This window comes from Enterococcus sp. DIV0167 (assembly GCF_050541555.1).
GTDB lineage: Bacteria > Bacillota > Bacilli > Lactobacillales > Enterococcaceae > Enterococcus > Enterococcus faecalis.
This window is the reverse complement of the sequence record NZ_CP172933.1, coordinates 118,870-143,860: the sequence shown is the minus strand read 5'-3', so window position 1 is coordinate 143,860 and position 24,991 is coordinate 118,870. Positions and strand designations below refer to the sequence as shown.

The 24,991-nt window shown below is 40.0% G+C and carries 24 protein-coding genes; 9 read left to right on the top strand and 15 right to left on the bottom strand.

The features are described 5' to 3' along the window. Window positions 1-150 precede the first annotated feature (150 nt). From IGM09_RS00620 to IGM09_RS00575, 10 genes are all read right to left on the bottom strand, one after another. Window positions 151-744 carry a TMEM175 family protein gene (locus IGM09_RS00620; RefSeq protein WP_002367631.1) on the bottom strand — a complete coding sequence of 198 codons (594 nt, stop codon included), beginning with the start codon at window positions 742-744 and terminating at the stop codon, window positions 151-153. Window positions 745-1,019: 275 nt separating this feature from the next. Then, window positions 1,020-1,973: an ABC transporter permease gene (locus IGM09_RS00615; protein WP_002356172.1), complete on the bottom strand. Its 954-nt coding sequence runs from the start codon at window positions 1,971-1,973 to the stop codon at window positions 1,020-1,022. After that, on the bottom strand, window positions 1,973-3,106 hold the full coding sequence (locus IGM09_RS00610) for an ABC transporter permease (protein WP_002356171.1): 1,134 nt from the start codon (window positions 3,104-3,106) through the stop codon (window positions 1,973-1,975). The genes IGM09_RS00615 and IGM09_RS00610 overlap by 1 nt, the downstream gene beginning before the upstream one ends. Then, entirely contained in the window at window positions 3,099-4,667 is a 1,569-nt protein-coding gene (locus IGM09_RS00605; RefSeq protein WP_002381361.1) for an ABC transporter ATP-binding protein, read from the bottom strand. Before IGM09_RS00605 ends, IGM09_RS00610 begins: the two co-directional genes overlap by 8 nt. 205 nt (window positions 4,668-4,872) lie before the next feature. Continuing rightward, complete coding sequence (locus IGM09_RS00600; protein WP_002356169.1) at window positions 4,873-5,958, bottom strand: BMP family lipoprotein; 1,086 nt, start codon at window positions 5,956-5,958, stop codon at window positions 4,873-4,875. A gap of 53 nt (window positions 5,959-6,011) precedes the next feature. Beyond that, window positions 6,012-7,085 (bottom strand): BMP family lipoprotein, encoded by a 1,074-nt coding sequence (locus IGM09_RS00595; RefSeq protein WP_033625258.1) that lies wholly within the window; start codon window positions 7,083-7,085, stop codon window positions 6,012-6,014. A gap of 95 nt (window positions 7,086-7,180) precedes the next feature. Continuing rightward, window positions 7,181-7,645 carry a cytidine deaminase gene (locus IGM09_RS00590; protein WP_002387503.1) on the bottom strand — a complete coding sequence of 155 codons (465 nt, stop codon included), beginning with the start codon at window positions 7,643-7,645 and terminating at the stop codon, window positions 7,181-7,183. Then, window positions 7,614-8,276 carry a deoxyribose-phosphate aldolase gene (gene deoC, locus IGM09_RS00585; RefSeq protein ID WP_002356166.1) on the bottom strand — a complete coding sequence of 221 codons (663 nt, stop codon included), beginning with the start codon at window positions 8,274-8,276 and terminating at the stop codon, window positions 7,614-7,616. The genes IGM09_RS00590 and deoC overlap by 32 nt, the downstream gene beginning before the upstream one ends. Before the next feature lie 27 nt (window positions 8,277-8,303). Beyond that, on the bottom strand, window positions 8,304-9,605 hold the full coding sequence (locus IGM09_RS00580; RefSeq protein WP_002356165.1) for a pyrimidine-nucleoside phosphorylase: 1,302 nt from the start codon (window positions 9,603-9,605) through the stop codon (window positions 8,304-8,306). A 140-nt stretch (window positions 9,606-9,745) separates the two neighbouring features. Further along, the gene (locus tag IGM09_RS00575) at window positions 9,746-10,753 is read right to left on the bottom strand and encodes a substrate-binding domain-containing protein (protein WP_002356164.1); all 1,008 of its coding nucleotides are present in this window, start codon (window positions 10,751-10,753) and stop codon (window positions 9,746-9,748) included. A gap of 141 nt (window positions 10,754-10,894) precedes the next feature. Here IGM09_RS00575 and add point away from each other — a divergent pair, with 141 nt between their 5' ends. Then, window positions 10,895-11,926: an adenosine deaminase gene (add, locus tag IGM09_RS00570; RefSeq protein WP_002361528.1), complete on the top strand. Its 1,032-nt coding sequence runs from the start codon at window positions 10,895-10,897 to the stop codon at window positions 11,924-11,926. 32 nt (window positions 11,927-11,958) lie between these two features. On the opposite strand, the gene IGM09_RS00565 is transcribed toward add, so the two are convergent. Together IGM09_RS00565 and IGM09_RS00560 are read right to left on the bottom strand one after the other, a co-directional pair. Then, a complete protein-coding gene (locus tag IGM09_RS00565) occupies window positions 11,959-12,567 on the bottom strand; it encodes a class I SAM-dependent methyltransferase (RefSeq protein WP_002356162.1) in 609 nt (202 codons plus the stop codon). Window positions 12,568-12,581: 14 nt separating this feature from the next. Continuing rightward, entirely contained in the window at window positions 12,582-13,169 is a 588-nt protein-coding gene (locus tag IGM09_RS00560) for an SGNH/GDSL hydrolase family protein (protein WP_002356161.1), read from the bottom strand. A gap of 154 nt (window positions 13,170-13,323) precedes the next feature. Between IGM09_RS00560 and coaA the strand changes: the two genes are divergently transcribed. The 6 genes from coaA to IGM09_RS00530 all read left to right on the top strand — a co-directional run bounded on the left by coaA (window position 13,324) and on the right by IGM09_RS00530 (window position 19,659). After that, window positions 13,324-14,247 (top strand): type I pantothenate kinase, encoded by a 924-nt coding sequence (gene coaA / locus IGM09_RS00555; RefSeq protein WP_002356160.1) that lies wholly within the window; start codon window positions 13,324-13,326, stop codon window positions 14,245-14,247. Window positions 14,248-14,558: 311 nt separating this feature from the next. Next, window positions 14,559-16,121 (top strand): glutamine-hydrolyzing GMP synthase, encoded by a 1,563-nt coding sequence (gene guaA, locus IGM09_RS00550; protein ID WP_002356158.1) that lies wholly within the window; start codon window positions 14,559-14,561, stop codon window positions 16,119-16,121. 138 nt (window positions 16,122-16,259) lie between these two features. After that, the gene (locus IGM09_RS00545) at window positions 16,260-16,589 is read left to right on the top strand and encodes a hypothetical protein (protein WP_025192637.1); all 330 of its coding nucleotides are present in this window, start codon (window positions 16,260-16,262) and stop codon (window positions 16,587-16,589) included. 102 nt (window positions 16,590-16,691) lie between these two features. After that, on the top strand, window positions 16,692-18,560 hold the full coding sequence (locus tag IGM09_RS00540) for a C39 family peptidase (RefSeq protein WP_033625255.1): 1,869 nt from the start codon (window positions 16,692-16,694) through the stop codon (window positions 18,558-18,560). A gap of 9 nt (window positions 18,561-18,569) precedes the next feature. Next, window positions 18,570-18,947 (top strand): hypothetical protein, encoded by a 378-nt coding sequence (locus IGM09_RS00535; RefSeq protein WP_002379241.1) that lies wholly within the window; start codon window positions 18,570-18,572, stop codon window positions 18,945-18,947. 166 nt (window positions 18,948-19,113) lie between these two features. Continuing rightward, window positions 19,114-19,659, top strand: a complete 546-nt coding sequence (locus IGM09_RS00530; RefSeq protein WP_002383833.1) for an ATP:cob(I)alamin adenosyltransferase — start codon at window positions 19,114-19,116, stop codon at window positions 19,657-19,659. A gap of 47 nt (window positions 19,660-19,706) precedes the next feature. On the opposite strand, the gene IGM09_RS00525 is transcribed toward IGM09_RS00530, so the two are convergent. Both IGM09_RS00525 and IGM09_RS00520 read right to left on the bottom strand, forming a co-directional pair. Then, entirely contained in the window at window positions 19,707-20,495 is a 789-nt protein-coding gene (locus IGM09_RS00525; RefSeq protein ID WP_033625252.1) for a PhzF family phenazine biosynthesis protein, read from the bottom strand. Between the two features lies 1 nt (window position 20,496). Next, on the bottom strand, window positions 20,497-21,462 hold the full coding sequence (locus tag IGM09_RS00520) for an ornithine cyclodeaminase family protein (protein ID WP_033625251.1): 966 nt from the start codon (window positions 21,460-21,462) through the stop codon (window positions 20,497-20,499). Window positions 21,463-21,559: 97 nt separating this feature from the next. Between IGM09_RS00520 and IGM09_RS00515 the strand changes: the two genes are divergently transcribed. Both IGM09_RS00515 and IGM09_RS00510 read left to right on the top strand, forming a co-directional pair. Next, on the top strand, window positions 21,560-22,972 hold the full coding sequence (locus tag IGM09_RS00515) for a PLP-dependent aminotransferase family protein (protein WP_033625249.1): 1,413 nt from the start codon (window positions 21,560-21,562) through the stop codon (window positions 22,970-22,972). After that, the gene (locus IGM09_RS00510; RefSeq protein ID WP_033625247.1) at window positions 22,969-23,412 is read left to right on the top strand and encodes a MepB family protein; all 444 of its coding nucleotides are present in this window, start codon (window positions 22,969-22,971) and stop codon (window positions 23,410-23,412) included. Before IGM09_RS00515 ends, IGM09_RS00510 begins: the two co-directional genes overlap by 4 nt. Before the next feature lie 49 nt (window positions 23,413-23,461). Here the strand turns inward: IGM09_RS00510 and IGM09_RS00505 are convergent, their stop codons facing one another. Continuing rightward, complete coding sequence (locus IGM09_RS00505; protein WP_033625245.1) at window positions 23,462-24,730, bottom strand: RidA family protein; 1,269 nt, start codon at window positions 24,728-24,730, stop codon at window positions 23,462-23,464. Between the last annotated feature and the right edge of the window lie 261 nt (window positions 24,731-24,991).

Sequence of the window (24,991 nt, the reverse complement as noted above, 5' to 3'; positions counted from 1 at the left end):
ATTAAAATTTTCACTGATTCCTTCGATTTTAGCAGGGCTTAAAAATTGAAAGAAAAAAAGTCTCCCACCGTAATTAGGAAACTTTTTTATTGTTTTTTTCGAATAGCCTGCTCTTTAAAAAGAACACGACTCTTTATACAATCGAAACTTTTAACACTCCAAGCGGTCTCCCTCTTTTGGCACATTTAAATACCAGATAACCGCTTCTGATAAAATCACACCAATGCCAATGGGCGGATAAAAATAAATGCCGATATATCCGATTGCGAAAAGACAAAGATGAATGATTTTTGTTGCCTTACTATAAGATTTCGATTTTCTTAACTTAGCTGCACCTTGTGGATCTTTCACTACATTGTCTTCATAAATGATCCTTGTTAGCAAGAAGTAGGCAAAATCCCAAACCGTATACACAACAAGATAAAAATAAACAGGTGCCCGCATCCACCAAAATTCACTCACCCAAGCAGTTGCTACCGGAATGAAGGCCATGGAGAATAACCAAAAATTATTTGCCCAAAACGCTTTTTTAGAAAACCAATGAGTTACGGACATTATGTAATGATGATTGTACCAAGCGATACAGATAAAAATAAAACTGACAATAAACGATAAAAAATATGGGATATTTTCTATCAAACCTGCCAAAACACCCACTTGAGGAGTCTTAATTTCTAAAATCATGATGGTCATGATGATGGCAATGACTGCATCACTAAATGCTTCTACACGTGTTTTATTCATTGAACGTCCTCCACTTTTCCTATTCTTACTACAAACAAAAGTATAGCAGAAAAACCAACGATTTTTGAAAAAAAAGCTGCTAGACTTGTTGGTTTTTTTCAAAATTTCGACACTTCCTTCGAATTGTAAAAAACAGCCAAAAGAAAAAAGAAAAGTTACCTTTATCAACTCGCTTTTTTGCAGTGAAGCAGTACCTAATGTCGCTTGTGTTCAACTGATTATCCTAAGAAAAGAAATGGCCCCCCGTCGCTTTGACGGAGGGCCTATTTCTTTTCTTATTTCGTTTTGACGTAATTTTTCCCGTTCGCTTTTGGTCCCGATGATTTTCCGAAGAACACAACTAGGACTAAAATGGTCAATACGTATGGTGCTGCTTGTAGATAAACTTTTGGAATTTCTGAAATAATTGGTAAGTTTTCCCCAGCAATACTTAAGTTTTGTGCAAAACCAAAGAATAAGGCTGCGCCCATTGCCCCAAGTGGATTCCATTTACCAAAGATCATTGCGGCCATTGAAATAAACCCTTGTCCTGCAATTGTGGTAATCCCAAAACGACCCGCAATACTTTGAGCAAAGACAGCTCCGCCCATACCGCCTAAGAAGCCGGATAGCAAGACGCCAGAATAACGCATTAAGTAGACATTAATTCCCAATGTATCTGCCGCTTGTGGATGTTCTCCCACAGAACGTAACCGTAAGCCAAAACGTGTTTTATAAATGACAAACCAAGCTAAAATCGCAATCAAAATTGCTACGAAAGCTGGCAAAGAGGTTTTTGCAAAGAATAGTTCACCAATCACTGGAATTTTTGACAATCCTGGGAAAGAAAAATAACCAAATGATTGTGTAATCATATCTGTTTGTCCTTTTTGATAAATAACTTTTACTAGGAAAACCCCTAGCGCCGGTGCCATCAAGTTAATGACAGTACCACTGATAATATGATCTGCTCGTAAGTTAATAGTTGCAACGGCATGTAAGAGAGAAAAGACAATCCCGACAACGCCTCCTACTAAACAAGCAATCCATGGTGTCGCCGCGCCAAATGTATCAGCAAACGTCAAGTTAAAAACGACCGAACTGAAAGCGCCCATTACCATAATACCTTCTAAACCAACGTTAACCACACCACTTCGTTCTGAGAACGTTCCGCCTAATGCTGTCAAGATGAGCGGAGTTGCATACACTAATGTTTGCGTGATGATTGAGGAAATTGTTGCTAAATCCATTAGATGTCTCCCCCCTCTTGATTGTTTTTGTCTGGCGCCGCTTCAATTGTTTCTACAATCGCTACTTCTTTTTTACTACCAGACGCTTTTGCTAACAAGAAACGAATTAAATAACTAATTCCCACAAAGAAAATAATCGCTGCAATAACAACATCAACTAATTCGGTTGGTACACCAGCTATCAACGGCATTCCTTGTCCACCAAGTTTTAACATCCCGAACAGTAATGCGGAAAGTAAAATCCCGATTGAACTACCTGCTCCTAATAGAGACACGGCCATACCATCGAACCCAATGCTCAACGATGTGTTTTGAATAAAGAAGTTTTGGAAAGTCCCCAATCCTTGGACCGCACCACCTAAACCAGCCAGCGTTCCTGAAATCATCATGGATAAAATAATCGTTCGCTTGCTGCTCATTCCAGCATATTCAGAAGCAAATGGGTTTAACCCCACCGACCGAATTTCAAAACCAAGCGTTGTTTTTTTCATCAAGAACCACACAAGAATAAGGAAAATGAAGGCCAAGAAAATGCCGATGTTCAAACGAGAGCCATCACTGATACTTGTTAAAAACGGTGAGCGTAATGATGCATTCGCACCAATCATTTTGGTGATCCCTTTGTTCGCCATAATACTTGGTTTCATGACATTATTAGCAATATGATTTCCTGTGTACAATAAAATATAATTCAACATAATTGTAACAATAACTTCACTCGTCCCAAAATAGGCACGCAAGAAACCTGGAATGGCTGCTGCTAAAGCTCCTGCAACCGCGCCAACAATAATCGCCACCGGCAACGCAATCATCCGGGGTGCATCAGGCATGGATAAAGCGACCCAAATACTAGCCACCCAACCACATAAGGCTTGTCCAGAAAGCCCGATATTAAAGAATCCAGCCGAATTAGCCACCGAGAATCCTAAAGCGGTAAAAATCAACGGTGCTGCGGTGACAAAAATCTCACCAATACTTTTCTTTCCTTGGAAAGCTGTTTCAAACATCGCTTGATACCCAGCCACTGGGTCATAGCCAAAGATAACCATAATAATTGCCCCTAAGAGGAAACCCATAATAACAGATAACACAGGGACTAAAATATTTCTTATTTTTTCAGAACGATTATTCAACAGTTTCACCTGCCTCTACTTTTGATAACTCAGCACGGGCTTCTTCCAATGAGTAGCCAGCCATTAACAAGCCCAATTCATTTTCTGTCGTTTCTTTCGGATCAACAATTCCGACAATTTCCCCCGCATGAATAACAGCGATACGATCAGAAACGTTCAAAATTTCGTCTAATTCAAAACTTACTAATAAAACAGCTTTATTTTTATCTCTTTGTTCAATTAGTCGACGATGAATGTATTCAATAGCTCCGACATCTAAACCGCGTGTTGGTTGAGAAACAATCAACAAATCTGGATCGCGGTCAACTTCTCGGGCAATAATCGCTTTTTGCTGATTCCCACCTGAAAGCGCCCGAGCTGGTACTAATTCATTAGGAGTCCGTACATCATATTCTTCAATTAATTCACGGGCGTGTTTGTTAATCATTCGATAGTTTAAAATACCTGTTGAACTGTATGGTTTTTGGTAATACGTTTGTAGGCCAATATTTTCAGCCAATGTCATCTCTAATACCAAGCCATATTTATGTCGGTCTTCAGGAACGTGGGCGACACCCATTTCCGTAATTTCACGAGGTTTGCGATTAGTAATCTCTTTTTCATTCAAATGAATGGACCCGTTTTCGACTTTTGTTAATCCTGCCAAGGCTTGGATTAATTCTGTTTGTCCATTGCCATCAATCCCCGCAATTCCAACAACTTCCCCTGCTCGGACATCTAAGCTAAGATTTTTCACCGCATCTAAGCCGCGGCTTTCTTTCACTACTAAATCTTTAATTGATAAAATTGTTTCTTTCGGTTGCGCTGGTTTTTTCTCTGTTTTGAAAGAAACAGAACGGCCCACCATCATATCGGCTAACTGTTGCGAAGAAACATCTTTCACATTGACAGTGCCAATACTTTGCCCCCGGCGAATGACCGTACAACGGTCTGCCACTTTTTTAATTTCATCTAACTTATGTGTAATTAAAATGATCGATTTGCCTTCATCGGTTAGTTCTTTCAAAATAATCATTAATTCATCAATTTCTTGTGGCGTTAATACTGCGGTTGGTTCGTCAAAAATTAAAACGTTCGCACCACGATATAAGGTCTTTAAAATTTCAACCCGTTGTTGCATACCTACAGAAATATCGCGAATATAGGCATTGGGATTTACATCCAACCCGTATTGCTTAGACACTTCTTCAATCTCTTTTTTCGCTTTTTTCCGGTCTAAAATACCGCCATGGGTAGGTTCACTACCTAAGATAATATTTTCAGTCACAGTAAAGGCTTCAACTAACATAAAATGCTGATGGACCATTCCGATTCCTAAACGATTGGCTGCAGTAGGACTTGTAATGTTGACTTTTTCGCCATTCATATAAATCTCACCTGAGGTCGGTTCCAATAGCCCTGATAAGATATTCATCAAGGTCGACTTGCCTGCACCATTTTCACCTAGCAGTGCGTGGATTTCACCAGGTTTTACTTGTAAATCAATTTGGTCGTTGGCTTTGAACGTCCCAAATTCTTTGGTGATTTTACGCATCTCAATTACGTTTTCTTCTTGAGACAAGGTCTATTCACTTCCTAACAAAATTATATTGGCAATACTTTAGAGGGTAATTTTGACCCTTAACTAAGTAGTTGAAGAACCTCAACTATTTAGTTAAAAATCCAAACATCATAAAGGGTTCCCTTGGCAGCCGTCGCTGCCAAGGACCACTTTATTTTTAGAAGGAACAATAATGAGCCCTTCTTTTTTCATTTAGGAGCTTAAATTATTCTGGTTTTTCTGGGACTTTTACGTCACCTGAGATTACTTTATCTTTTGCTGTTTTAACAGCTTCTTTTGTTTTGTCGTTTAAATAGCCGTCTGTTAAGTCAACGCCACCATCTTTTAATCCATAAACTAAATGTTCGCCACCAGGGAATTTGTCTTCTAACGCACGGTTGGCAATATCTTGAACCGCTGTGCCGACACCTTTAAGTGTTGAAGTTAACGTGAAGTTGTCTTCTTTGCCGTCTTTTGTTTTGTACTTGCCATCAGCATCTTGATCACGGTCAACACCGATTACCCAAACTTTGTCGCCAGAACCTGATTCATTCAAGTCTTTTGCTTCTTGGAAGACCCCTTGTCCAGTCGCACCAGAAGCATGGAAGATGATATCAACGCCGTTTTGGTACATTGCAGCAGCTAAAGCTTTCCCTTTGGCAGGATCAGCAAATGAAGCCGCATATTTTGTATCAACAGTAATTTCTTTACCTAATTCTTTCGCAGCATCAGCCACACCTTTTTCAAAACCAGCTTGGAAACGGTCAATTACGACCCCTTCTTCACCACCAACAAAACCGACTTTGTTCGTTTTTGTTTCGTTTGCAGCAGCAACACCGGCTAAGTAAGCTGCTTCATTATCTCTAAATGTTGCAGAAACGACATTCTTTTTGCCATCGATTTGATCATCGATTAAAACAAAGTTTGTATCAGGGTTGGCATCTGCTGCAGAAGAAATTGCATCTTTTAGCAAGTAGCCAATACCAAAGATTGTGTTGAATTTACTTGATACCGCTTGGTCAATATTTGTTGTATAGTCAGCTGCATCATTCGATTGAATATATGCATACCCTTTTGAACCTTCTGGTAAATCATGTTCTTTACCCCAAGCTTGCAATCCTTCCCAAGAAGATTGGTTGAACGACTTGTCATCCACGCCGCCTGTATCTGTAATGATTACAGCACTATGCGCTGCATCCCCTTTGCCACCGCCGCTTTCAGCGGTTTTGCCTTTGCCACCACCACATGCTGCAAGTGAAACTGATAAACCTAATGCAATCAAACTAAAACCGAATAATTTTGCTTTTTTCATTTCTGTAAAGCCTCCTAAAAATAGTTTAATGTATTTAAACAACTAAGTTGTTTCTAAGGTTGGTCTGGGACTTTTACGTCACCAGAGATGATTTGTTCTTTGGCTTCTTTAACTGCCGTTTTGGCTTGATCGCTTAGGGCTTCTGTTGTTAAATCAACACCGCCATCTTTCAATCCATAAGTTAAATGTTCGCCGCCAGGGAATTTATCTTCTAATGCAAGATCAGAGATTTTTTTCACAGCAATATTTACCCCTTTAATGGTTGAAGCTAACGTTAAGTTATCATCCTTGCCATCTTTGGTTGTATATTTACCGTCTTCGTTTTGGTCACGGTCAACACCAATCACCCAAACTTTATCTTTTGAACCTGTTTCATTTAGCGCTTTGGCTTCTTGGAAGATTCCTTGTCCTGTAGTCGCCGCTGCGTGATAAATAATGTCGGCACCTGCTTGATACATAGAAGAAGCTAAGGCCCGTCCTTTTGAAGCGTCTGCAAATGTCCCTGCATAAGTAGACGTAATTTGAATATCTTTTCCTAATTTTTTGCCAGCATCTGCTACACCTTTTTCAAAACCAGCTTGGAAACGGCCAATAACAGGTCCTTCAACCCCGCCGATAAATCCTACTTTGTTGGTTTTCGTAGTGTTAGCTGCTGCCACACCTGCTAAATACGCAGATTCATTATCTCTAAATGTTGCAGAAGCGACGTTGTTTTTCCCATTAACTGTATCGTCGATTAGAACGAAATTCGTTTCTGGGTTGGCGTCCGCTGCATCTACTACTGCATTTTTTAGTAAATAGCCAATGCCAAAAATCGTTTTAAATTGACTTGAAATGGCTTGGTCAATGTTTGATGTATAATCAGATGCTTCATTTGATTGAATATACGCATACCCTTGAGGTCCTTCTGGAAGTTTGTGCTCTTTGCCCCACTCTTGCATTCCTTCCCACGCAGATTGGTTAAAAGATTTGTCATCAATGCCGGCTGTATCTGTGACCATTACGACACTATGTTGTGGATCACCTTTTGTGTCGGCGTTCTTTTTGCTATTGCCACCACATGCAGCTAACCCAATGGTTAAGGCAACTGCCGCCAATCCTAGACCTAAAAATTTTGCTTGTTTCACTTTCCGAAAAGCCCCCTACTATTTTATCTATTATTTCATTCGCATTTATGCTATTGAAATCTACTTTGAGCCCAACGAAACCTTATGTCCTTTTTTTAAAAATCTTTATCTGTAAATGAATAGGGCAATAATGCCTCAACTGTCATTGTTTTAGTCGCGCCATCTTTACCAACTAGCGTGACTGGCATTTGTGGATCAAAGAATTCAGCCATTACTTGACGACAAGCGCCACATGGAGAAATGGGTGCCTCTGTATTACCTGCTACAACTAAATGTTGGAAGGTCCGTTCATCTTCTGAAATGGCTTTAAAAATCGCCGTTCTTTCTGCACAATTTGTTAAACCAAAGGAGGCATTTTCAATGTTGACTCCTTGATACATTTTCCCGTCTGCAGTCACTAAGCAAGCGCCCACAGGAAAGTTAGAATACGGTACATAGGCGTGTGCCAATGCTTCTACGGCACAATCAAGCCATTCTTGTTTTACTGTCATCTTTTTCGCCACACCTTCGTTTAATTTGAAATACGAATTAATACCCTTCGCCAGTTGCGCCAGAAACAATTGCTACACCCGTACTTGCACCGATGCGTGTTGCCCCCGCTTCAATCATTGCTAACGCTTCTTCTGCATTATGCACGCCACCAGAAGCCTTAACGCCCATGTCAGGACCAACTGTCTCACGCATTAAACGAATGTCTGCTACTTTAGCACCGCCTGTTGAGAAGCCAGTAGATGTTTTAACGAAATCGGCACCTGCTTCTTTGGCTAATTCACAAGCTTTAACTTTTTCTTCGTCTGTTAATAATGCTGTTTCAATAATCACTTTGACTAACGCTTTTCCTTTGGCTGCATCTACTACGCCTTGAATGTCTTGACGTACGTAATCGTATTGTTGTGATTTTAATGCACCAATATTAATCACCATATCCACTTCATTCGCACCATTTTTAATTGCATCAGCTGCTTCGTATGCTTTAACTTCTGGTGTATTCGCCCCCAAAGGAAAGCCAATAACGGTACACACAGCGACGTCGGTATCAGCTAATTGCTCGCTAGCAAAAGCGACCCAACAAGGATTGATACATACAGAGAAGAAGTTGTACTCCTTAGCTTCGTCAATAATTTTTTGGACAGCGGCTTCTGTCGCTTCTGGTTTCAAAATAGTGTGGTCAATCATGCGGTTTAATTCCATGATGAGAATTCCTCTTTTCTTTTTGTTTTATTCCGTAATAATATCGTGAATCAAAATAGGCTCTTCGCCGGTTGGTCCAATTTCAATGTTTTTATAAAGCAATTGTTCGACTTCTGTCACGTCTTCACGATTGGCATAAATGGTTAGTAATGATTCGCCTTTTTCAACTGGGCTCCCTACTTTTTTGTGAAGTTTCAAGCCAACTGCAAAATCAATCGTATCTTCTTTCGTAGCCCGACCAGCGCCCAGCAACATTGCGGCAACGCCAATTTCATTGGCAACGATTTTTTGTACCACGCCTGTTTCTTTGGCAGGTAAATCAAATTGATAAGTTGCGGTTAATAATTTTTCTGGCTGGTCAACAACGGAACTGTCGCCGCCTTGATTTTCAATCATTTCTTTAAATTTTGCGAGCGCTCGACCGCTTGTTAAAGCTTCTTCTAATAAAGCCCGTGCTTCGTCTAACGTCTCGGCTTTTTTAGCTAAAACGACCATCTGACTTCCTAAGACATAGCACATCTCCACTAAATCTTCTGGCCCATTTCCTTGCAAGGTCTCGATTGCTTCAACGATTTCTAAACTATTTCCGATGGCCTCCCCTAAAGGTTGTGACATGTCTGAAATTACTGCCATCGTTTGGCGATTTGCCAGTTTCCCAATGCGAACCATTGTTTCCGCTAATCGACGAGCACTTGCTAGGTCTTTCATAAAGGCCCCTTCACCAGTAGTCACGTCTAAGACAATCGCATCTGCCCCTGCGGCAATTTTTTTACTCATAATGGAACTTGCAATTAATGGAATTGAGTCAACAGTGGCGGTCACATCACGTAACGCATAAAGTTTTTTGTCTGCTGGTGCTAGATCACCTGACTGACCAATCACTGCCACTTTTGTATCGTTCACCAATTGAATAAAACGTTCTTCTGTCAATTCAACTTTAAAACCAGGAATCGCTTCTAATTTATCCAACGTACCGCCCGTGTAGCCTAAGCCACGACCAGACATTTTTGCTACATTGACCCCGACACTAGCAACTAATGGCGCTAAAATAAGCGTCGTAGTGTCGCCTACGCCACCTGTAGAATGCTTGTCGACTTTGATTCCTTCTATAGAAGAAAGATCCACAATTTCGCCTGAATGGACCATTGCTAACGTCATTTGTGTAATTTCTTCGTCTGTCATATCTTGGTAAAAAACAGCCATTAAAAAGGCACTTACCTGATAATCTGGAATTGAACCATCTGTGTATCCGTTGATAATAAATTGAATTTCTTCGCTTGTTAGTTGATGCCCGTCACGTTTCTTTTCAATAATGTCTACCATTCTCATGAATTCGTTCCCTCCGATTTCCCGATAATGTATTATACAACAAAATCGTTCAGCTTTAAACCATTTAGTAAACCAGTTTACTATTATTTTTTTCTTGTGAAAACGCAAACAACACGAACGTTCTATTTCTAAGCTGTTTTTTAAATCGGTTTTGTGCTTTTTCTAGCAATAAACGTCGCATCGAAAACTTTATTCGGAACTTTCCCTGTTGGATCTGCAATAGCTTCCACCAAAAATTTTGCTGCATAATAGCCAATATCAAAACTCGGCTGATAGACGGTTGTTAAACTCGGCACCAAATATTCGGAAATTTCCAAGCCATCAAAACCAACCACCGAAATATCGTCAGGAATTTTCTTGCCCGCTTCTTCAATGGCTTGATAAGCTCCCATCGCCATTTCATCATTGCCACAAAAAATTGCTGTGATTTCTTCATTTTTCAAAACTTCTTTCGCCGCAGCATAGCCGCCATGCAAGTTCAATTCCCCAGCACAAACATAATGCGGACGAAAAGGTAAATTGTTGTCCTGTAACGCATGCTGATACGCCGTCACTCGTTCCGTTAAACGATAATAGCCGGCACTTTCACGCAACATACCAATATGCTGATGCCCTTGTTGAATTAAATGATGGACCGCTTGGTAAGCACCTTCGTACTCTTTAACGATTAGTCGTCCACTATCTCGTGGATTAATCCCACGATCGACAAGAATGACAGGAATCGGATGTTCTCGTCGGTCTTTTAAAATATGATTTTCTGGCAAAACATTCGGCGTGGCAAAAATAATGCCATCCACCGACCGATGAATCAACTCGCTAACATATTGCATCGCTTGCTCGGAATCATGCTTTGAATTGCATAACAAAATCATGTAGCCTAACGAATTTAAATATGTTTCCACACCTTCAATCACTTTTGAGAAAAAGAAATCCGTCACATCTGGCACAATCATACCAATGGTTTTGGAATGACGGTTGATTACATTCGAAGCAAAGTAATCTGGTTTGTAATGATTTTCAGCGACTACCGCCAACACCTTGTTGCGGGTTTTTTCACTGAAACGACTCCCTTTATTATTCAGAATTTGTGAGACGGTTGTGACAGAAACACCAGCCATATCAGCAATTTCTTTAATCGTTAGTTTCATCGCGCCCCTCCCAACGTCTCCTTTTGCATTGACAGACATTTGTAGACGTGTTACAGTCTTCAAAATACTTATCGAATCTTTTACATTTTAACAAAAAAAAGACAAAAGAAATAGACTAAAAAGATTAAAAAACAAAAGAAAATGGAGGCTATTTTTTTCATGGAAGAATCCCGTGTCCGTCAATTACCAAAAATCGAGTTGCACTGTCACTTAGATGGGTCGATTCGACCAACCACTTTACGCACCATTGCTGAAAAACAAAACATTCCATTACCCCAAGACGAACAAGCCTTGAAAGAGTTAGTGGTTGCCCCTGAAAAATGCACCGATTTGAATGATTATTTAACTCGGTTCGACTTCGTGCTAACCTGTCTACAAACAGCTGAAGCTTTGCAAGCAGCGGCGTATGACGTGATTAGCCAAGCTGCCGAAGATGGCGTGGCATACATAGAGGTGCGTTTTGCGCCTTCACAACACACAGAAAAAGGCTTACGGTTACCTGAAATCGTGACTGCTGTTTTAACTGGCTTAAAACAAGGCGAAGAAGATTTTGGTGTAAAAAGCAATGCACTGTTATGCGGCATGCGGCATGACCAACAACAAGCCATAGAAAAAATCGTTCACTTAGCGCATGATTTCAGAGAGACAGGCGTTGGCGGCTTTGATTTAGCTGGCAATGAAGTCGATTTCCCTCCATACACATTTGAAGACGTATTAGCTTTAGCCAACCAATTGTCAATTCCATTAACACTCCACGCTGGGGAATGCGGCTGTGGCAAAAACGTCGCTGATGCTGTCACTTTAGGTGCTACTCGGATTGGCCACGGTATTGCTTTGAAAGATACACCCGAATACTTGGCGCTCTTAAAAGAAAAAAAGGTTCTTTTAGAAATGTGTCCAACTAGCAACTTCCAAACAGGCACCGTCAAAACATTGGCTGAATACCCTTTTCAACAATTTATCGAGGCTGGCTTAGCCGTCTGCATCAATACCGATAATCGCACTGTTTCAGATACTACGTTAACGAAAGAATTCATGAAATTGGCCACTTGGTATCAATTAAGTTATGACGAAATGAAGCAACTCACTAAAAATGCGCTTGCAGGTGCTTTTTTATCGCCAGACGAAAAAAAACTGTTGAACCAAAAAATTGATCAAGCATATCTATTCTAAAAAAGAACCTCCACTAAAGTGGAGGTTCTTTTTTACTCTGCTTCTTTAACACTTCGTAAAATATAATAGCCTTTGTCTTTTGTCACAATTTCAACATTGCCAAATACTTCAGCCATTTTCTTTTCTGCACTAGGTGCACCTTGTTTCTTTTGAATAACCACCGTTAGTGTGCCACCAACTTTCAACAACGGAAAAGCCCCTGTTAAAATGCCATGGACAACTTTTTTGCCTGCACGAATGGGCGGATTGCTAACAATCGCCGCGTAGGTCGTTTCGTTTAAGGTTTCATACACATTGGAAGAATGGATATCCACAGTAGTAATTTGGTTACGTTGGGCGTTCATTTGAGCTAGCCCAACCGCCCGTTGGTTGACATCCACCATTTCCACCAGTCGACCAGTCGCCGCTGCTAAGGACAACCCAATTGGTCCATAGCCACAACCAACATCTAACAAACGGCCTGCTGGTAAATTTTCCCATTCAAAGGCATCAATCAACACACGAGAACCATAATCCACTGTTCCTCTTGAGAAGACCCCGCTATCGGTCGTAAACTGAAAGGTCCGACCACGTAATGGAAAAGACCAGCTTTCTAAATCATGTGCTAATTCTGGATTTTCTGTATAATAATGATTCGCCATTTTGTTCTTCCTATCTATGCTTGTTTTGGTTTTAGTCTACCTTTTATTTCTCGAACAATCAAGGCACCTAATAATTCATAGCCCACTTGTGAAAAATGCAAACCATCCGCTTGTAAAAATTCATCCGTTCCAGGATAAACAGTCATCGCTTTATACAAATCAATAACTGGCAAGTTATGTGCCGCTCCGACTTCTTGTGCAACCTTGACCAATTCCTTGATACGCGTTTGTGGACGTTCTGGACGTCTGCCACTATCCGCATATGGTGGTGTAATTAAAATCACCTTTTCTGAACCAATTTCGTGAATCATTGTTTCAAGGTTTTCTCTAAACGTGGCTACTGTTATATTTCGATCCAGTGACGCATCATTGGCGCCAAAGAAAATCACCACCTCATCAGGTTTCTCAATTAGTACTTCTTTATTTAATCGTTTTAAACCATCTTCTGTTGTATCGCCAGGCATTCCAGCATTAATGACAGCCACTTCTTCTAGACCCATCGCAGCAATATCCCGTTTTACTAAGTCAACAAGAACAGGTGAGACAGCTTCGTCTAAATAACCAGCAGTAATGCTATCACCAAATAATACAATTTTTCTCATGGCTTTTCCCCTCTTTTCTAACAGTTTTCTCTTTTCATGATACCATTTTCATCATAAATTGGCGAAGAAGGGAATTCTTTTGTAAAATCCTGTGTTTCCCTTGTGAAATTATGGTAAAATGTACAAAGATTGAACAGGGTTTGGTGGAGGAACAATGGACGATAAAATGAATTACTACCCAATTTCCAGAGAAGAATGGCATGGGTTTTATCATGACGGCAAAGCACCGTTAACCGAAGCAGAATTGGATAACATTAAAAGTGTGAACGACCAAATTTCACTAAAAGATGTACAAGAAATTTATGTACCCTTAACGCATCTTATTCATTTATACATGAAAGAATTTGAATCGCTAACACTTAGCAAAGGATTGTTCCTACATGAATATGTCTCTGTACCACCATTCATCATTGGAATTGCCGGCAGTGTCGCCGTTGGTAAAAGCACCACAGCTCGTCTTTTGCAAAGAATTCTGGCCCGAACGTTTAAACGAAGAAACGTTCAACTCATTACAACGGATGGATTTTTGTATCCCAATAAAGTGTTAGAAGAACAAGGAATTATGGACCGAAAAGGGTTTCCTGAAAGTTATGACATGGAGAAGCTAATTAATTTCTTAAACGAAGTCAAAAGCGGCAAAGACGAAATTAAAGCACCCGTCTATTCTCACAGTGTCTACGATGTTATCGAAGGCGAATATGAGTTGATTCAACAACCAGATATTTTGATTGTTGAAGGCATTAACACATTACAGTTACCCGCCAATCAACAAATTTATGTGAGTGATTTTTTTGATTTTTCTATTTTTGTGGATGCCGATCCAGCCTTAATTGAAAAATGGTATCTAGAACGTTTTGGGGCCTTATTAGATACGGCTTTCTTAGATCCTAATAATTATTATTACCAATATGCAATTGGCAAACGAGAAGATGCTTTCGCCATGGCACGGAATGTTTGGAAAACCGTGAACTTACCGAACTTGGAGGAATATATCTTGCCAACGCGCGGACGTGCGGACATTATTTTGCATAAAACGGAAAATCATTTGATTGACCAAATCTATCTACGTAAATATTAAGGGTTGACGAGCTAAGAAATATCCTGTATCTTTTGTAGAAATATCCTTGAAAATTTTCAGCAGAATGCATGACTTTCAAGGAGTAAAATGTTTTAATAAGTATAGCTAGACAAAGAAGAGTACGGAACAAAAGTGAACCACTTTTTAACCGCCTGATTCTCGGCTGTTTAAAAGTAGCCCCTGCGGAATTAAGCCAAAATTTTCTAAAAATCGTAAAACAATTTTTGAAAATCCTTTCTTAACTCTTGGTGCTGACCACTTTTTAACCGCCTTTTCTTTAGATAAATTTAAATGGATAAGGGGTAATAGACGTGACTAACGTTGCCGATTTGACATCTGTCGAAAAAATTATTGTTTTAGACTTTGGTAGTCAGTTTAACCAATTGATTACTCGTCGTATTCGTGAATTTGGCGTATTCTCTGAGTTATTAAGCCACCGAACTACGGCAGAAGAAATTCGCAAAATCGCGCCTAAAGGAATCATCTTCTCAGGTGGACCAAACAGCGTGTATGACAAAGATGCTTTTAGCATTGATCCAGAAATTTATGAGTTAGGAATTCCCATTCTTGGCATCTGCTACGGTATGCAATTAATGACTCATAACTTAGGCGGAAAAGTAGAACCTGCCGCAAACCGTGAATACGGAAAAGCAGAATTAGAAATCCTTGGTGATGCGACATTATTCCAAGGAACACCTGCGAAACAAACCGTTTGGATGAGCCACGGTGATTTAGTAACAGAAATCGCTCCTGGATTCGAAAAAGTTGGGACAAGCAATGATTGTCCAATCGCTTCTATCGAAGATGCCAACCGCAAATTCTACGGCGTACAATTTCACCCAGAAGTTCGTCATTCAGAATATGGTAACGACTTATTACGTCACTTTGCTTTTGATGTGTGTGGCTGTACTGGTGACTGGAGCATGGAAAACTTCATCGATATGGAAGTCGCTAAAATCCGTGAACAAGTAGGCGATAAAAAAGTCTTACTTGGTTTATCAGGTGGCGTTGACTCAAGTGTTGTCGGCGTACTTTTACAAAAAGCCATTGGCGACCAATTAACTTGTATCTTCGTTGACCATGGATTATTACGTAAAGGTGAAGCAGAGCAAGTAATGGAAAGTTTAGGCGGTAAATTTGGCTTAAACATTATTAAAGTAGATGCGAAAGAACGCTTCTTAAGCAAATTAGCAGGCGTTTCTGACCCTGAACAAAAACGTAAAATCATCGGTAACGAATTTGTGTATGTTTTTGATGACGAAGCAACTAAACTTGCTGGGGAAGAAGGCGTTTCATTCCTAGCACAAGGAACTCTTTACACAGACGTCATCGAATCTGGTACAGAAACTGCGCAAACAATTAAATCACATCACAACGTTGGTGGTCTTCCTGAAGACATGCAATTTGAATTAATTGAACCTTTAAATACATTATTCAAAGACGAAGTTCGTGCCTTAGGAACTGAACTTGGCATGCCTGATGCAATCGTTTGGCGCCAACCATTCCCAGGACCAGGATTAGGTATTCGTGTGCTTGGTGAAATTACAGAAGATAAATTACAAATCGTTCGTGATTCAGATGCTATCCTACGTGAAGAAATCGCAGCAGCTGGCTTAGATCGTGACATTTGGCAGTACTTTACTGTCTTACCTGGCATCCGCTCAGTAGGCGTTATGGGCGATGGCCGTACCTACGATTACACAGTCGGTATCCGTGCTGTGACTTCTATCGACGGCATGACCGCTGACTTTGCCCGTATCCCTTGGGATGTTTTACAAAAAATCTCTGTGCGCATCGTGAACGAAGTTGCACATGTAAACCGTATCGTGTACGATATTACTTCAAAACCACCTGCAACTGTGGAGTGGGAATAACAATCAACCCGCTAGAAAACCTATAAAATAGGTGTTTCTAGCGGGTTTTCTTTTGTGTTATCACACTTTCCTCCCACCATTCTCCATTTTTCCTTTGCTCCACCGCCCTCAAAGTCCTATAATTTAATCATAAGAATAGTGGCTATTAATAAAATTCATCAATTAAAAGGAAGCGATTTTAACATGTCAAAAGAAACTTTTCTTAAGTATGGTTTTGTTGTCCTCTTCATAGGAATTTTTTTACTTCGTGCCCAAAAATTTATTTCTGAGCCCCTTTCGTACCTTTTTTCGGGTATTCTTTTGCTTATTGTTGCGTATTTAATACTCGTGAAAAAAATGAACTTTTTCTCAAGTTTGCTCACAGTTACCGACCAGCCTTCTTCTATCCAACAACGATTAGGTCAAATCTCTGGTCTTGTCAGTTTATTGATTGGTTTACTTCTGGTAATTTTTTCAGTCATTTTATAGACACTTTTTCACTATTGTTCTTATAAAAACAAGACGTTCTTGTTTGGCCTTTGACGTTGTCGTATACTATAAATAATAAATAAGCTATGAAGGAGTAAATTAATGAAAAAAAGTGTTATAACTAGTTCTATGTTAGCGGTTTTATTGTCGGGATTTCTCGTTACCCCTATTTCTGCTTACGCTTTGGAACGCTCTAAGGGAACTACTGAAGAAACGGTGGCTTCAGAAACATCTCTAACGGAGCAACAAATGAGTAGCGGTGTCACTGAAGAAATGAATCCAAGCATCATAAATTCTCAAGAGGAAACAGAAACAACTTCCACTTCCTCAACCTCCGATTCCACCACTGAAGTTTCTACATCAGAAGTAACAACTGTTAATGATACAGAAAATAGTAGCGACGATACTGAAACTACTTTGGAAACATCACAAAGTAATGAGGACATACCTGTAGCACCGGCAAAAGCAGAAGAAAAAGTTCCTGATATTAATTATCAGACGCATATCCAAGACATCGGATGGCAAGGGGTTGTCAAAAACGGGGAAATTTCTGGGACTAGCAGACGCTCTTTACGTCTTGAAGGAATTAAAATGAATATTTCAAATTCAGATTTGGCTGGATCTGTAGAATATAGAACACATGTCCAAGAAATTGGGTGGCAAGGATATGTGAAAGATAATCAATTGTCTGGTACAAGCGGAAAGTCTTTGCGGCTCGAAGCGATTCAAATTCGCTTAACTGGAGAAATAGCTAACGCATATGATGTTTATTATCGTGTGCATATAGAAGATAAAGGTTGGTTGAATTGGGCAAAAAACAGTGAGTCCGCAGGTAGTCAAAGCGCCGCTAAAAGATTAGAAGCCATTCAAATTAAATTAGTGAAGAAGGGCGAAGCGGCACCTGAAGGAAATGGAAAAGCCTTTTTAATTGGAAATGAAGCAAAACGTCCAGATGAAATCAAACCAAATGTCAATTATCAAACACACGTGCAAGAAATCGGATGGCAAGGGTTTGTTAGAAATGGTGAAAGCGCTGGTACTAGTGGAAAAAAACTACGATTAGAAGCGATTAAAATCAATCTTAGTGATGCTGCTTTAGCCGGAAATATAGAATATTCGACACATGTTCAAAGTATTGGTTGGCAAGAAAAGAAAAAAAATGGTGAGTTATCTGGTACTAGTGGGAAAAAATTACGTTTGGAAGCGATTAAAATAAACCTATCTGGAGATGTTTCCAGATATTATGATGTCTATTACCGTGTTCATATCCAAGATAAAGGTTGGTTGAATTGGGCAGCTAATGGTGCACCATCTGGGAGTCAATCTGCATCTAAACGATTGGAAGCTATTCAAATCAAAATAGTTAGAAAGGGTGAAGCGACTCCTAAAGGATCTGGAAAAGCTTTTTTAGTTGGCGATGAAGCTCGCACACCAGCAGAGATAGCAAACAGATTACGTGCAGAAAGATTAAAGAAAAAACCTTATTATTATTCTCAACGTGACCCACAATGGATTAATACTTATATCGGAAACTATACCATTGGCGCAGCAGGATGTGTTCCAACAAGTTTATCTATGATTTTAAGAGGCTCTTACGGTTATAATGTAAATCCTGTCAGTGTTGCAACAAGAATGGCATCTTATGGCGGGTTAAATCAAAGATACTTTGGCGCTTCTGCAACTGATTTAGTGATAACAGCTCAATCATATGGCCGTTCGATCAAAGTTATTAATGATGTAGCTACATTGAACGCCTATCTTTCTGAAGGATATCCTGTTATTTTATATCAAAATGTTGGGATTGGACATGCTATTGTTGTTCATGAGTACAAAAATGGTTACACTTTAACCTATGATCCATACGGCCGCCAGTTTTACTCAGGTTGGGTGTCAACACAAGCACTTTGGAATACTCCGTCAAATGATCCAATTGATTGGACAGAAGGCCGACCATGTTTCGTTATTTTATAGGAGGATATAATGAAAAAAAAACTTATTGTACTATTGTTAGCCTTATTTTTAACGGCATGTAGTAATAATACTGGGGGAAAAAATAGCGACGCTTCATCTACTGAAGTATCAACTAAACAGCAAACTACCCAGTCTTCTAAAAAAGATAGTAGTAATCCGGACACAACACCAACTTCTACATCATCTATAACAATTGAAACAACCGAGAATTTAAAGAATAGAGAATTGAATCCAACAGATGATGTTTCAAAAACTAGACGACAATTGTATGAACAAGGAATTAACAGTTCAACAATTACGGATAAAGAACTAAAGGAATATATATCAGAGGCTAAAGAACAAAAGAAAGATGTCATTGATTATATTAAGCAAAAAATAAATCAATAGAGTTATCTCATATTGATTCCCCCTTGACTCTCCCTTCACTCTTGGCTATGATTACCTTAGCAAGTACAATGGTGTACTGTGAACAGTCGAGCAATGGCGCTCAAAAAGATTGGCTTTCGTGCATTCTTTTTGAGCGCTTTTTATTTTTAGAAAGTAGGGAAATTGAATGGAAAAAATGTACCGCAGTCCGTATGAAGCGTACCCGTATCTATCTTCTAAACCAGAAGATTTACGATGTGATTTTGAATTAATGACTGATGAATTGGCCTCGATGACAGGTCTTCTACGAGGATATGTGCAACAATTAGACGTCCCTGAACAGCCTGCACTAACAGAAGAACTAGCTAAAATTTGCGAGTTAATCTACCATGTCAATCCAACGACCCGAACAAAATTAACAGTCACAGAGGAAGAAATAGCCTGGCTTTTGGAACGTGTCAATACTATGAATGAACTGACATACGAAGAAAATCGTCCTTTTGTTTTACCGATGGGCACAATCTGTTCCTCTTATGCACACATTTTAAGAGCCAAAGCCAAAGATATTGTTCGTTTGCTTTATCGCATGGACTATGGTGGTAAAAAAATTGATCCGCAGCTGTATGATGTAGTCAACTTACTCTCAGGTTACTTTTTCATGTTAGCTTTGTACCTAAATCAGCTCGAAAATGGTGAAGAAGTTCCCTTTGTTTCTCGCAACTATTCTATTTAAAAAGTACACCGACCGCTAACGACGAATTTCTAGCGGTCGGTGTACTTTTATACAGGTAAGTACGCTTCCCCTTTTGCAAATAGTTTAGCAGTACCACCAATAATGACTCGATCTTCTTTCACTTCACAAGTTAAAAAGCCGCCTCTTGGGGACACTTGATAGGCCGAAAGGGTCGTTTGATTGAGCCGTTTTCCCCAATAAGGAATTAAATTGGCGTGCGCAGAACCACAAACTGGATCTTCGTTAATTCTTAGTTTCGGGAAAAAAGTCCGCGAAACAAAATCCACCGAGTCTCCTGGTGCCGTTACAATGACTCCTACTCCTAAATCCAATGCTTTTAATGCAGAAAAATCTGGTGTGATTTTTGCCACTGTCTCTTCGTCTTTTAAGACAAAAAATAAATCGCGACCCAAATAAGCTTCATAAATTTTCGCGCCTAAAGCGACTTCATACTCTGGCAAAATTGGAATCCTTTCCGGTAGGATATAAGGAAAATCTAGATAATAGTATTCCTCTTTTTTGGTCACTGCGAGCGGTCCACTTTGACTAGTAAAATGAAGCGTTTCTTCCGCAACGGAATAATAGTTAAATAACACAAAAGCCGTCGCTAATGTAGCATGTCCACAGAGATCGATTTCTCGTTCCGGCGTAAACCAGCGCAGGGCGTAACTTTGTCCCTCCTTGACCGTAAAAGCAGTCTCTGACAAATTATTTTCAATCGCAATGTTTTGCATCACCGCTTCTGGCAACCACTTTTCCAAAACATAAACAGCTGCGGGATTGCCTTTAAAAACTTCCTCCGCAAAAGCATCGACAATATAATAGGGATAACTCATTTTAATTCTCTCCTTGTATTTTTTGATAAATGTATTCCGCGCAACACAAATCCTCAACTGCTAAGCCAACTGCATCAAAAATCGTGCGGCCTTTCTGCTCCGCCTTTAGTTTAACTTTGCCAGTCACTAATTCGCCGAGAGAACCTACAATTTTTTCAGCTGAAAAGGCACCTTCTGAAATCGGAATTAAAAGATCCCCGCTTTCTTTTAATGCAGCCGCATACTCATCTACAAACACTTGACTGTTTTTAACAAGGTCGCTTGTTAATTCTCTGGAAGTCGGCGTGAATGTACCAATTGCATTGATATGGGCATTCGGCAAAACGTCTTTTTCTTCTAAAAATGCGTCCTGACTGGAAGTTAGTGTACAGATAATTTCCGCTTCCTGGACGGCTTCTTGGACAGAAGAACAACCAATAAAGGTACATGCGGGGTAATTGTGCTGTTGCTTAGCGATTAATTTTCGTGCGCGTTCTGCTGTTCGGTCATATATAAAAACCTTTTCAATCGCCCGAACGCTTTGTAGCGCTGCGAGATGAGACGAAGCTTGTTGACCTGCACCAATCAAAGCGATACTTTTTGCCTCTGGAGCTGCTAAATAATCGGTTGCCAAAGCAGAAACAGCTGCTGTGCGAAGCCACGTAATCGCATTGGCGTCCATCATCGCAACTGGTCTTCCAGTAGAACTATCAAACAATAAAATTTGACCAAGATGTGAGGCCAAATTTTTTTGTGGATTTTCTGGAAAAGCTGTAATGATTTTTGCCCCAAAAAAGCGATTTTTTCCTAAGTAAGCAGGCATTAATGCAAAAAGATTCTGATTTTCCCCATCTGGTAAAACCTCTACATGGCGCTCACTTTGCGAAATTTTTCCTTTTTGCAACTCTGCAAAGCAACATTTCATCACTTGAATTGCTTCGGAAAACGACAATTGTTGAATGACCCTCTCATAAGAAATAATGTCCATCTGAATTCCTCCCTTTGCGCTATCATAAACCAGACAAACAATACACTCAATGCTATAATTGTATGGAATACAATTTTATAGAAAGGAAATTCCCCTCATGCCGATTAATTCCTATGAGAACTATGCGTTGTCATGGCGCCCTGTTAAAGAACGTTTAACAAGACCTTATTACCAATCATTGGTTCAACAATTAGAAGCGGATATCTTATCTGGTGCACTTCAAAAAAATGTGAAATTGCCTTCGCAAAGAGAATTAGCTGATTACTTGGATCTGAATTTCACGACGATTGGTCAAGCCTATAAACACGCTATGGAAAAAGGCTTACTTTATACCAACATCGGTAGCGGCACTTTCGTTTCTCCCAACGCGTTTCACTCAATTACAATCTCTACCAACCAAGTAGCGGACCATCTAATTGATTTAGGGCTGGTTAGTTCCTTTGATATGTGTAATCAGCGGATTTTACCTTTTATTGAATCCGTTAGTAAAAATGCGGCCCTTAACAGTTTGCTAAATTATCGCGATCCTTTAGGTACGCACTTTCAACGAGCAACCGCTGCCGAATGGCTTCAGACACAAGGCGTTCGAACCAATGCCGAAGAGGTTGCCATTGTATCTGGTGTCCAGAATGGGCTGGCCGTGACGTTAGCCGCCGCTTTTTCTCCAGGTCAGCGGATTGCCGTAGATCGATACACGTATTCAAATTTTATTGAACTCGCCCAGCTTTATCATTTAGAAATCGTCCCGATTGGCTATGATTCCGAGGGGATGGACCCAGAGCATTTACTGCAAGAATGCAAAAAGAAAAAAATACACGGTATTTTCTTAATGCCCGCATGTAATAACCCGATTGGTTTCCAAATGTCTAGCGCCCGCCGAATGACTTTAGCTGAAATCATTCAGCAAGAACACTTATGGGTAATTGAAGATGACATTCATTCTTTTTTAACAACTTATGCGCAGCAAACAGTTTTACCAACGTTTCAAGAACTCTTACCTCAACAAACGATTTACTTAGCGGGGATGACAAAGTTTGTCTGCACAGGCTTACGCATTGCGTACCTTGTTTTCCCTCCGCTTCTTCGCCAAGAAATAGAGCGTGCGATTTTTAACATTAACGTTAAAACTTCTGGCTTTGATGCTGAAATTGTCACCCAAGTCTTACGCTCACCAGTTGCAGAAGAATTAGTGATAGAAAAATTGGCTTTAACAAAACAAGCCAATGACTTATTTGATACCATTTTTGGGTTAGCTAGACCTAGCAATACTTTGCCGTACTACCGAACTATTCCCCTTTCTACCGAAAAAACGGCGCCGCAAATTGAACAAGAATTTCTCCAAAATGGGGTACGTCTTTTTCACTCGAGCCGCTTTACTGTGCAAAATCAGCCAGATGCTTTTTTACGAATTTCCTTGGCCTCCAATCAGCTTGAGGTATTGGCGAAAGGATTAACCATTATCCAAGAATTCTTACCGACGTTAAACGAAAAGAAAGGACATTCCCTATGAATTCATTGCCAATACTTAAAAAAGCAGTGGGCGCGATCACCCTGCTTTCCGAAGAAAAACAAAATGCCGAATATGAAGGCTTTTTATGTCAAGTTAATGAATCGCAACAACTTATCCGCAGTCGCTTAGCCAAAAAAACGCCGAAAAAAGAAGGCTATTTTGCAGCCTTCTGGGAAAAAAATCAACAAAATCAGAACGAAGCCTTTGATGCTACGGAAGCCCCTGAAATGTTAGCAATTGTCATTGCTGATCAAGAAAAGCAAGGTCTCTTTCTTCTGCCGAAAGAATGTTTAATCCAACAAAAAATTCTCAAAACGAATCAACAAAAAGGCAAAATGGCGGCCCGTTTTTATCCTTCTTGGTGCCAAAACCTTAATCAAACCGCGAAAAAAACACAAAAATGGCAATTAACTTACTTTACTGATTTATCTAAATACTAAAAACGTCAGCTGGCTTCAGAAGCCAGCTGACGTTTGTTTATTTTACTGTTTAGCCAATTGGTGGCGTACCTTCTGCGTTCCCAGCAATCGCTTCGATTTGAATCTGGGCACCTTTTGGTAAATCCGTCACACCAATCACTCTTCTGGCAGGCGTGCCTTCAGGGAAGTACGTTTGGTAGACGTCATCTACTGCCGCCAGCTCTTCAATCTCTTTCACAAAAATATTCACTTTCACCAGATCAGCTAAGCTGTGATCCACACTTTCAATAATCGCTTTGATGTTTTCTAAGCATTGCGTCGTTTGTTCCTTGATTCCGCCAGCGACTAACGCATTTGTTTTAGGATCCAATGGTAGCTGAGCTGATAGATGATTGTAATGAGAAAAAGCAACAGTTTGTGTCGAAAATGGACACTTCGGTGCGTGATCTGTATTATTTGCTTCAATAATTAATCCATATCGATCTTCAATCGCTTGTGGTGGCGTACCATCTCCATGAGAAACCACTGCTTCTACTTGCACCGCCGCCCCCATTGGTAAATCAGCAACAGCAATCATTGTTCGTGCTGGCATATAATTGACCGTACGCGCAATTCCTGAATCCGGGAAAAAAGCAGCATATACTTGATTGACAGCTTCTAGCTTAGATAAATCTTTTAAATAAATATTGACCTTCACAATATCATCAAAAGGCACATCAATACTGGTTAAAATGGCTTTTATGTTTTTCAAACATTGTTTTGTTTGCGTTTTAACACAGCCAGCCACAACTCTGCCCGTTTGAGGATCTATAGGCAATTGTGCAGACAGATTGTTATAGTGAGAAAACGCGACCGTTTGACTGGCTAGAGCATCAATTGGTGCCTGAACAGTCTGATTTGTTAATTTAATTAAATCCCCAGCTTGAGGTGCATTAGGGATAGTTCCTTCCCCATTTGAAACAAGTGCCTCCATTTGAACAGAAGCGCCTAACGGCAAATCTGCGACGGCGACCACTGTTTTAGCTGGATAATAATGGGTAAAGAAGGCCGCATAGACCTCCTCAACTGCGGCAGCATCCCGCATATCTTTGACAAAAATGGTCATTCTGATAATGTCACTCATCGCATGGTTGATACTTTCAACAACCGCTTGGATATTTTTCAAACATTGTGTCGCTTGGGCCCGAATGCCACCTTCTACCAATTGTCCAGAGATTGGCTCAATAGGTAACTGTGCCGACAAATGATTATAGTGGGAAAATGCGACTGTTTGGGCTGCGAGAGGATGCTTTGGTGCACGCTCTGTATTTCTTGCTAAGACGATATTTTCATTACTCATAACTCTACTCCCTTTTTTAGCATTTCAACAAAAATGATTCCGCTTACATTTCCAAGCATTAAACTTCCAACAAGATCCTTTTTATTTTCCTGCTTTTCTATTAATGGTGATAGCTTTCCACCACCACTTCTTTCAGTCTACAATAAGAACAGGAACATTTCAATAAGGCATTCCTAAATTGATTGTTGGCCCTCAAACAAATCTTCTTCCGTTAAAGAAGGCTGAGGTCGGGAAAGAACCGTTTAGCTCCGAGAAATAAGA

Coding starts and splice junctions, on each gene's coding strand:
- IGM09_RS00620 (WP_002367631.1), bottom strand. CDS start 744: ATGAATAAAACACGTGTAGAAGCATTTAGTGATGCAGTCATTGCCATC.
- IGM09_RS00615 (WP_002356172.1), bottom strand. CDS start 1,973: ATGGATTTAGCAACAATTTCCTCAATCATCACGCAAACATTAGTGTAT.
- IGM09_RS00600 (WP_002356169.1), bottom strand. CDS start 5,958: ATGAAAAAAGCAAAATTATTCGGTTTTAGTTTGATTGCATTAGGTTTA.
- deoC (WP_002356166.1), bottom strand. CDS start 8,276: ATGGAATTAAACCGCATGATTGACCACACTATTTTGAAACCAGAAGCG.
- IGM09_RS00580 (WP_002356165.1), bottom strand. CDS start 9,605: ATGAGAATGGTAGACATTATTGAAAAGAAACGTGACGGGCATCAACTA.
- IGM09_RS00575 (WP_002356164.1), bottom strand. CDS start 10,753: ATGAAACTAACGATTAAAGAAATTGCTGATATGGCTGGTGTTTCTGTC.
- add (WP_002361528.1), top strand. CDS start 10,895: ATGGAGGCTATTTTTTTCATGGAAGAATCCCGTGTCCGTCAATTACCA.
- IGM09_RS00565 (WP_002356162.1), bottom strand. CDS start 12,567: ATGGCGAATCATTATTATACAGAAAATCCAGAATTAGCACATGATTTA.
- IGM09_RS00560 (WP_002356161.1), bottom strand. CDS start 13,169: ATGAGAAAAATTGTATTATTTGGTGATAGCATTACTGCTGGTTATTTA.
- coaA (WP_002356160.1), top strand. CDS start 13,324: ATGGACGATAAAATGAATTACTACCCAATTTCCAGAGAAGAATGGCAT.
- IGM09_RS00540 (WP_033625255.1), top strand. CDS start 16,692: ATGAAAAAAAGTGTTATAACTAGTTCTATGTTAGCGGTTTTATTGTCG.
- IGM09_RS00535 (WP_002379241.1), top strand. CDS start 18,570: ATGAAAAAAAAACTTATTGTACTATTGTTAGCCTTATTTTTAACGGCA.
- IGM09_RS00530 (WP_002383833.1), top strand. CDS start 19,114: ATGGAAAAAATGTACCGCAGTCCGTATGAAGCGTACCCGTATCTATCT.
- IGM09_RS00525 (WP_033625252.1), bottom strand. CDS start 20,495: ATGAGTTATCCCTATTATATTGTCGATGCTTTTGCGGAGGAAGTTTTT.
- IGM09_RS00520 (WP_033625251.1), bottom strand. CDS start 21,462: ATGGACATTATTTCTTATGAGAGGGTCATTCAACAATTGTCGTTTTCC.
- IGM09_RS00515 (WP_033625249.1), top strand. CDS start 21,560: ATGCCGATTAATTCCTATGAGAACTATGCGTTGTCATGGCGCCCTGTT.
- IGM09_RS00510 (WP_033625247.1), top strand. CDS start 22,969: ATGAATTCATTGCCAATACTTAAAAAAGCAGTGGGCGCGATCACCCTG.
- IGM09_RS00505 (WP_033625245.1), bottom strand. CDS start 24,730: ATGAGTAATGAAAATATCGTCTTAGCAAGAAATACAGAGCGTGCACCA.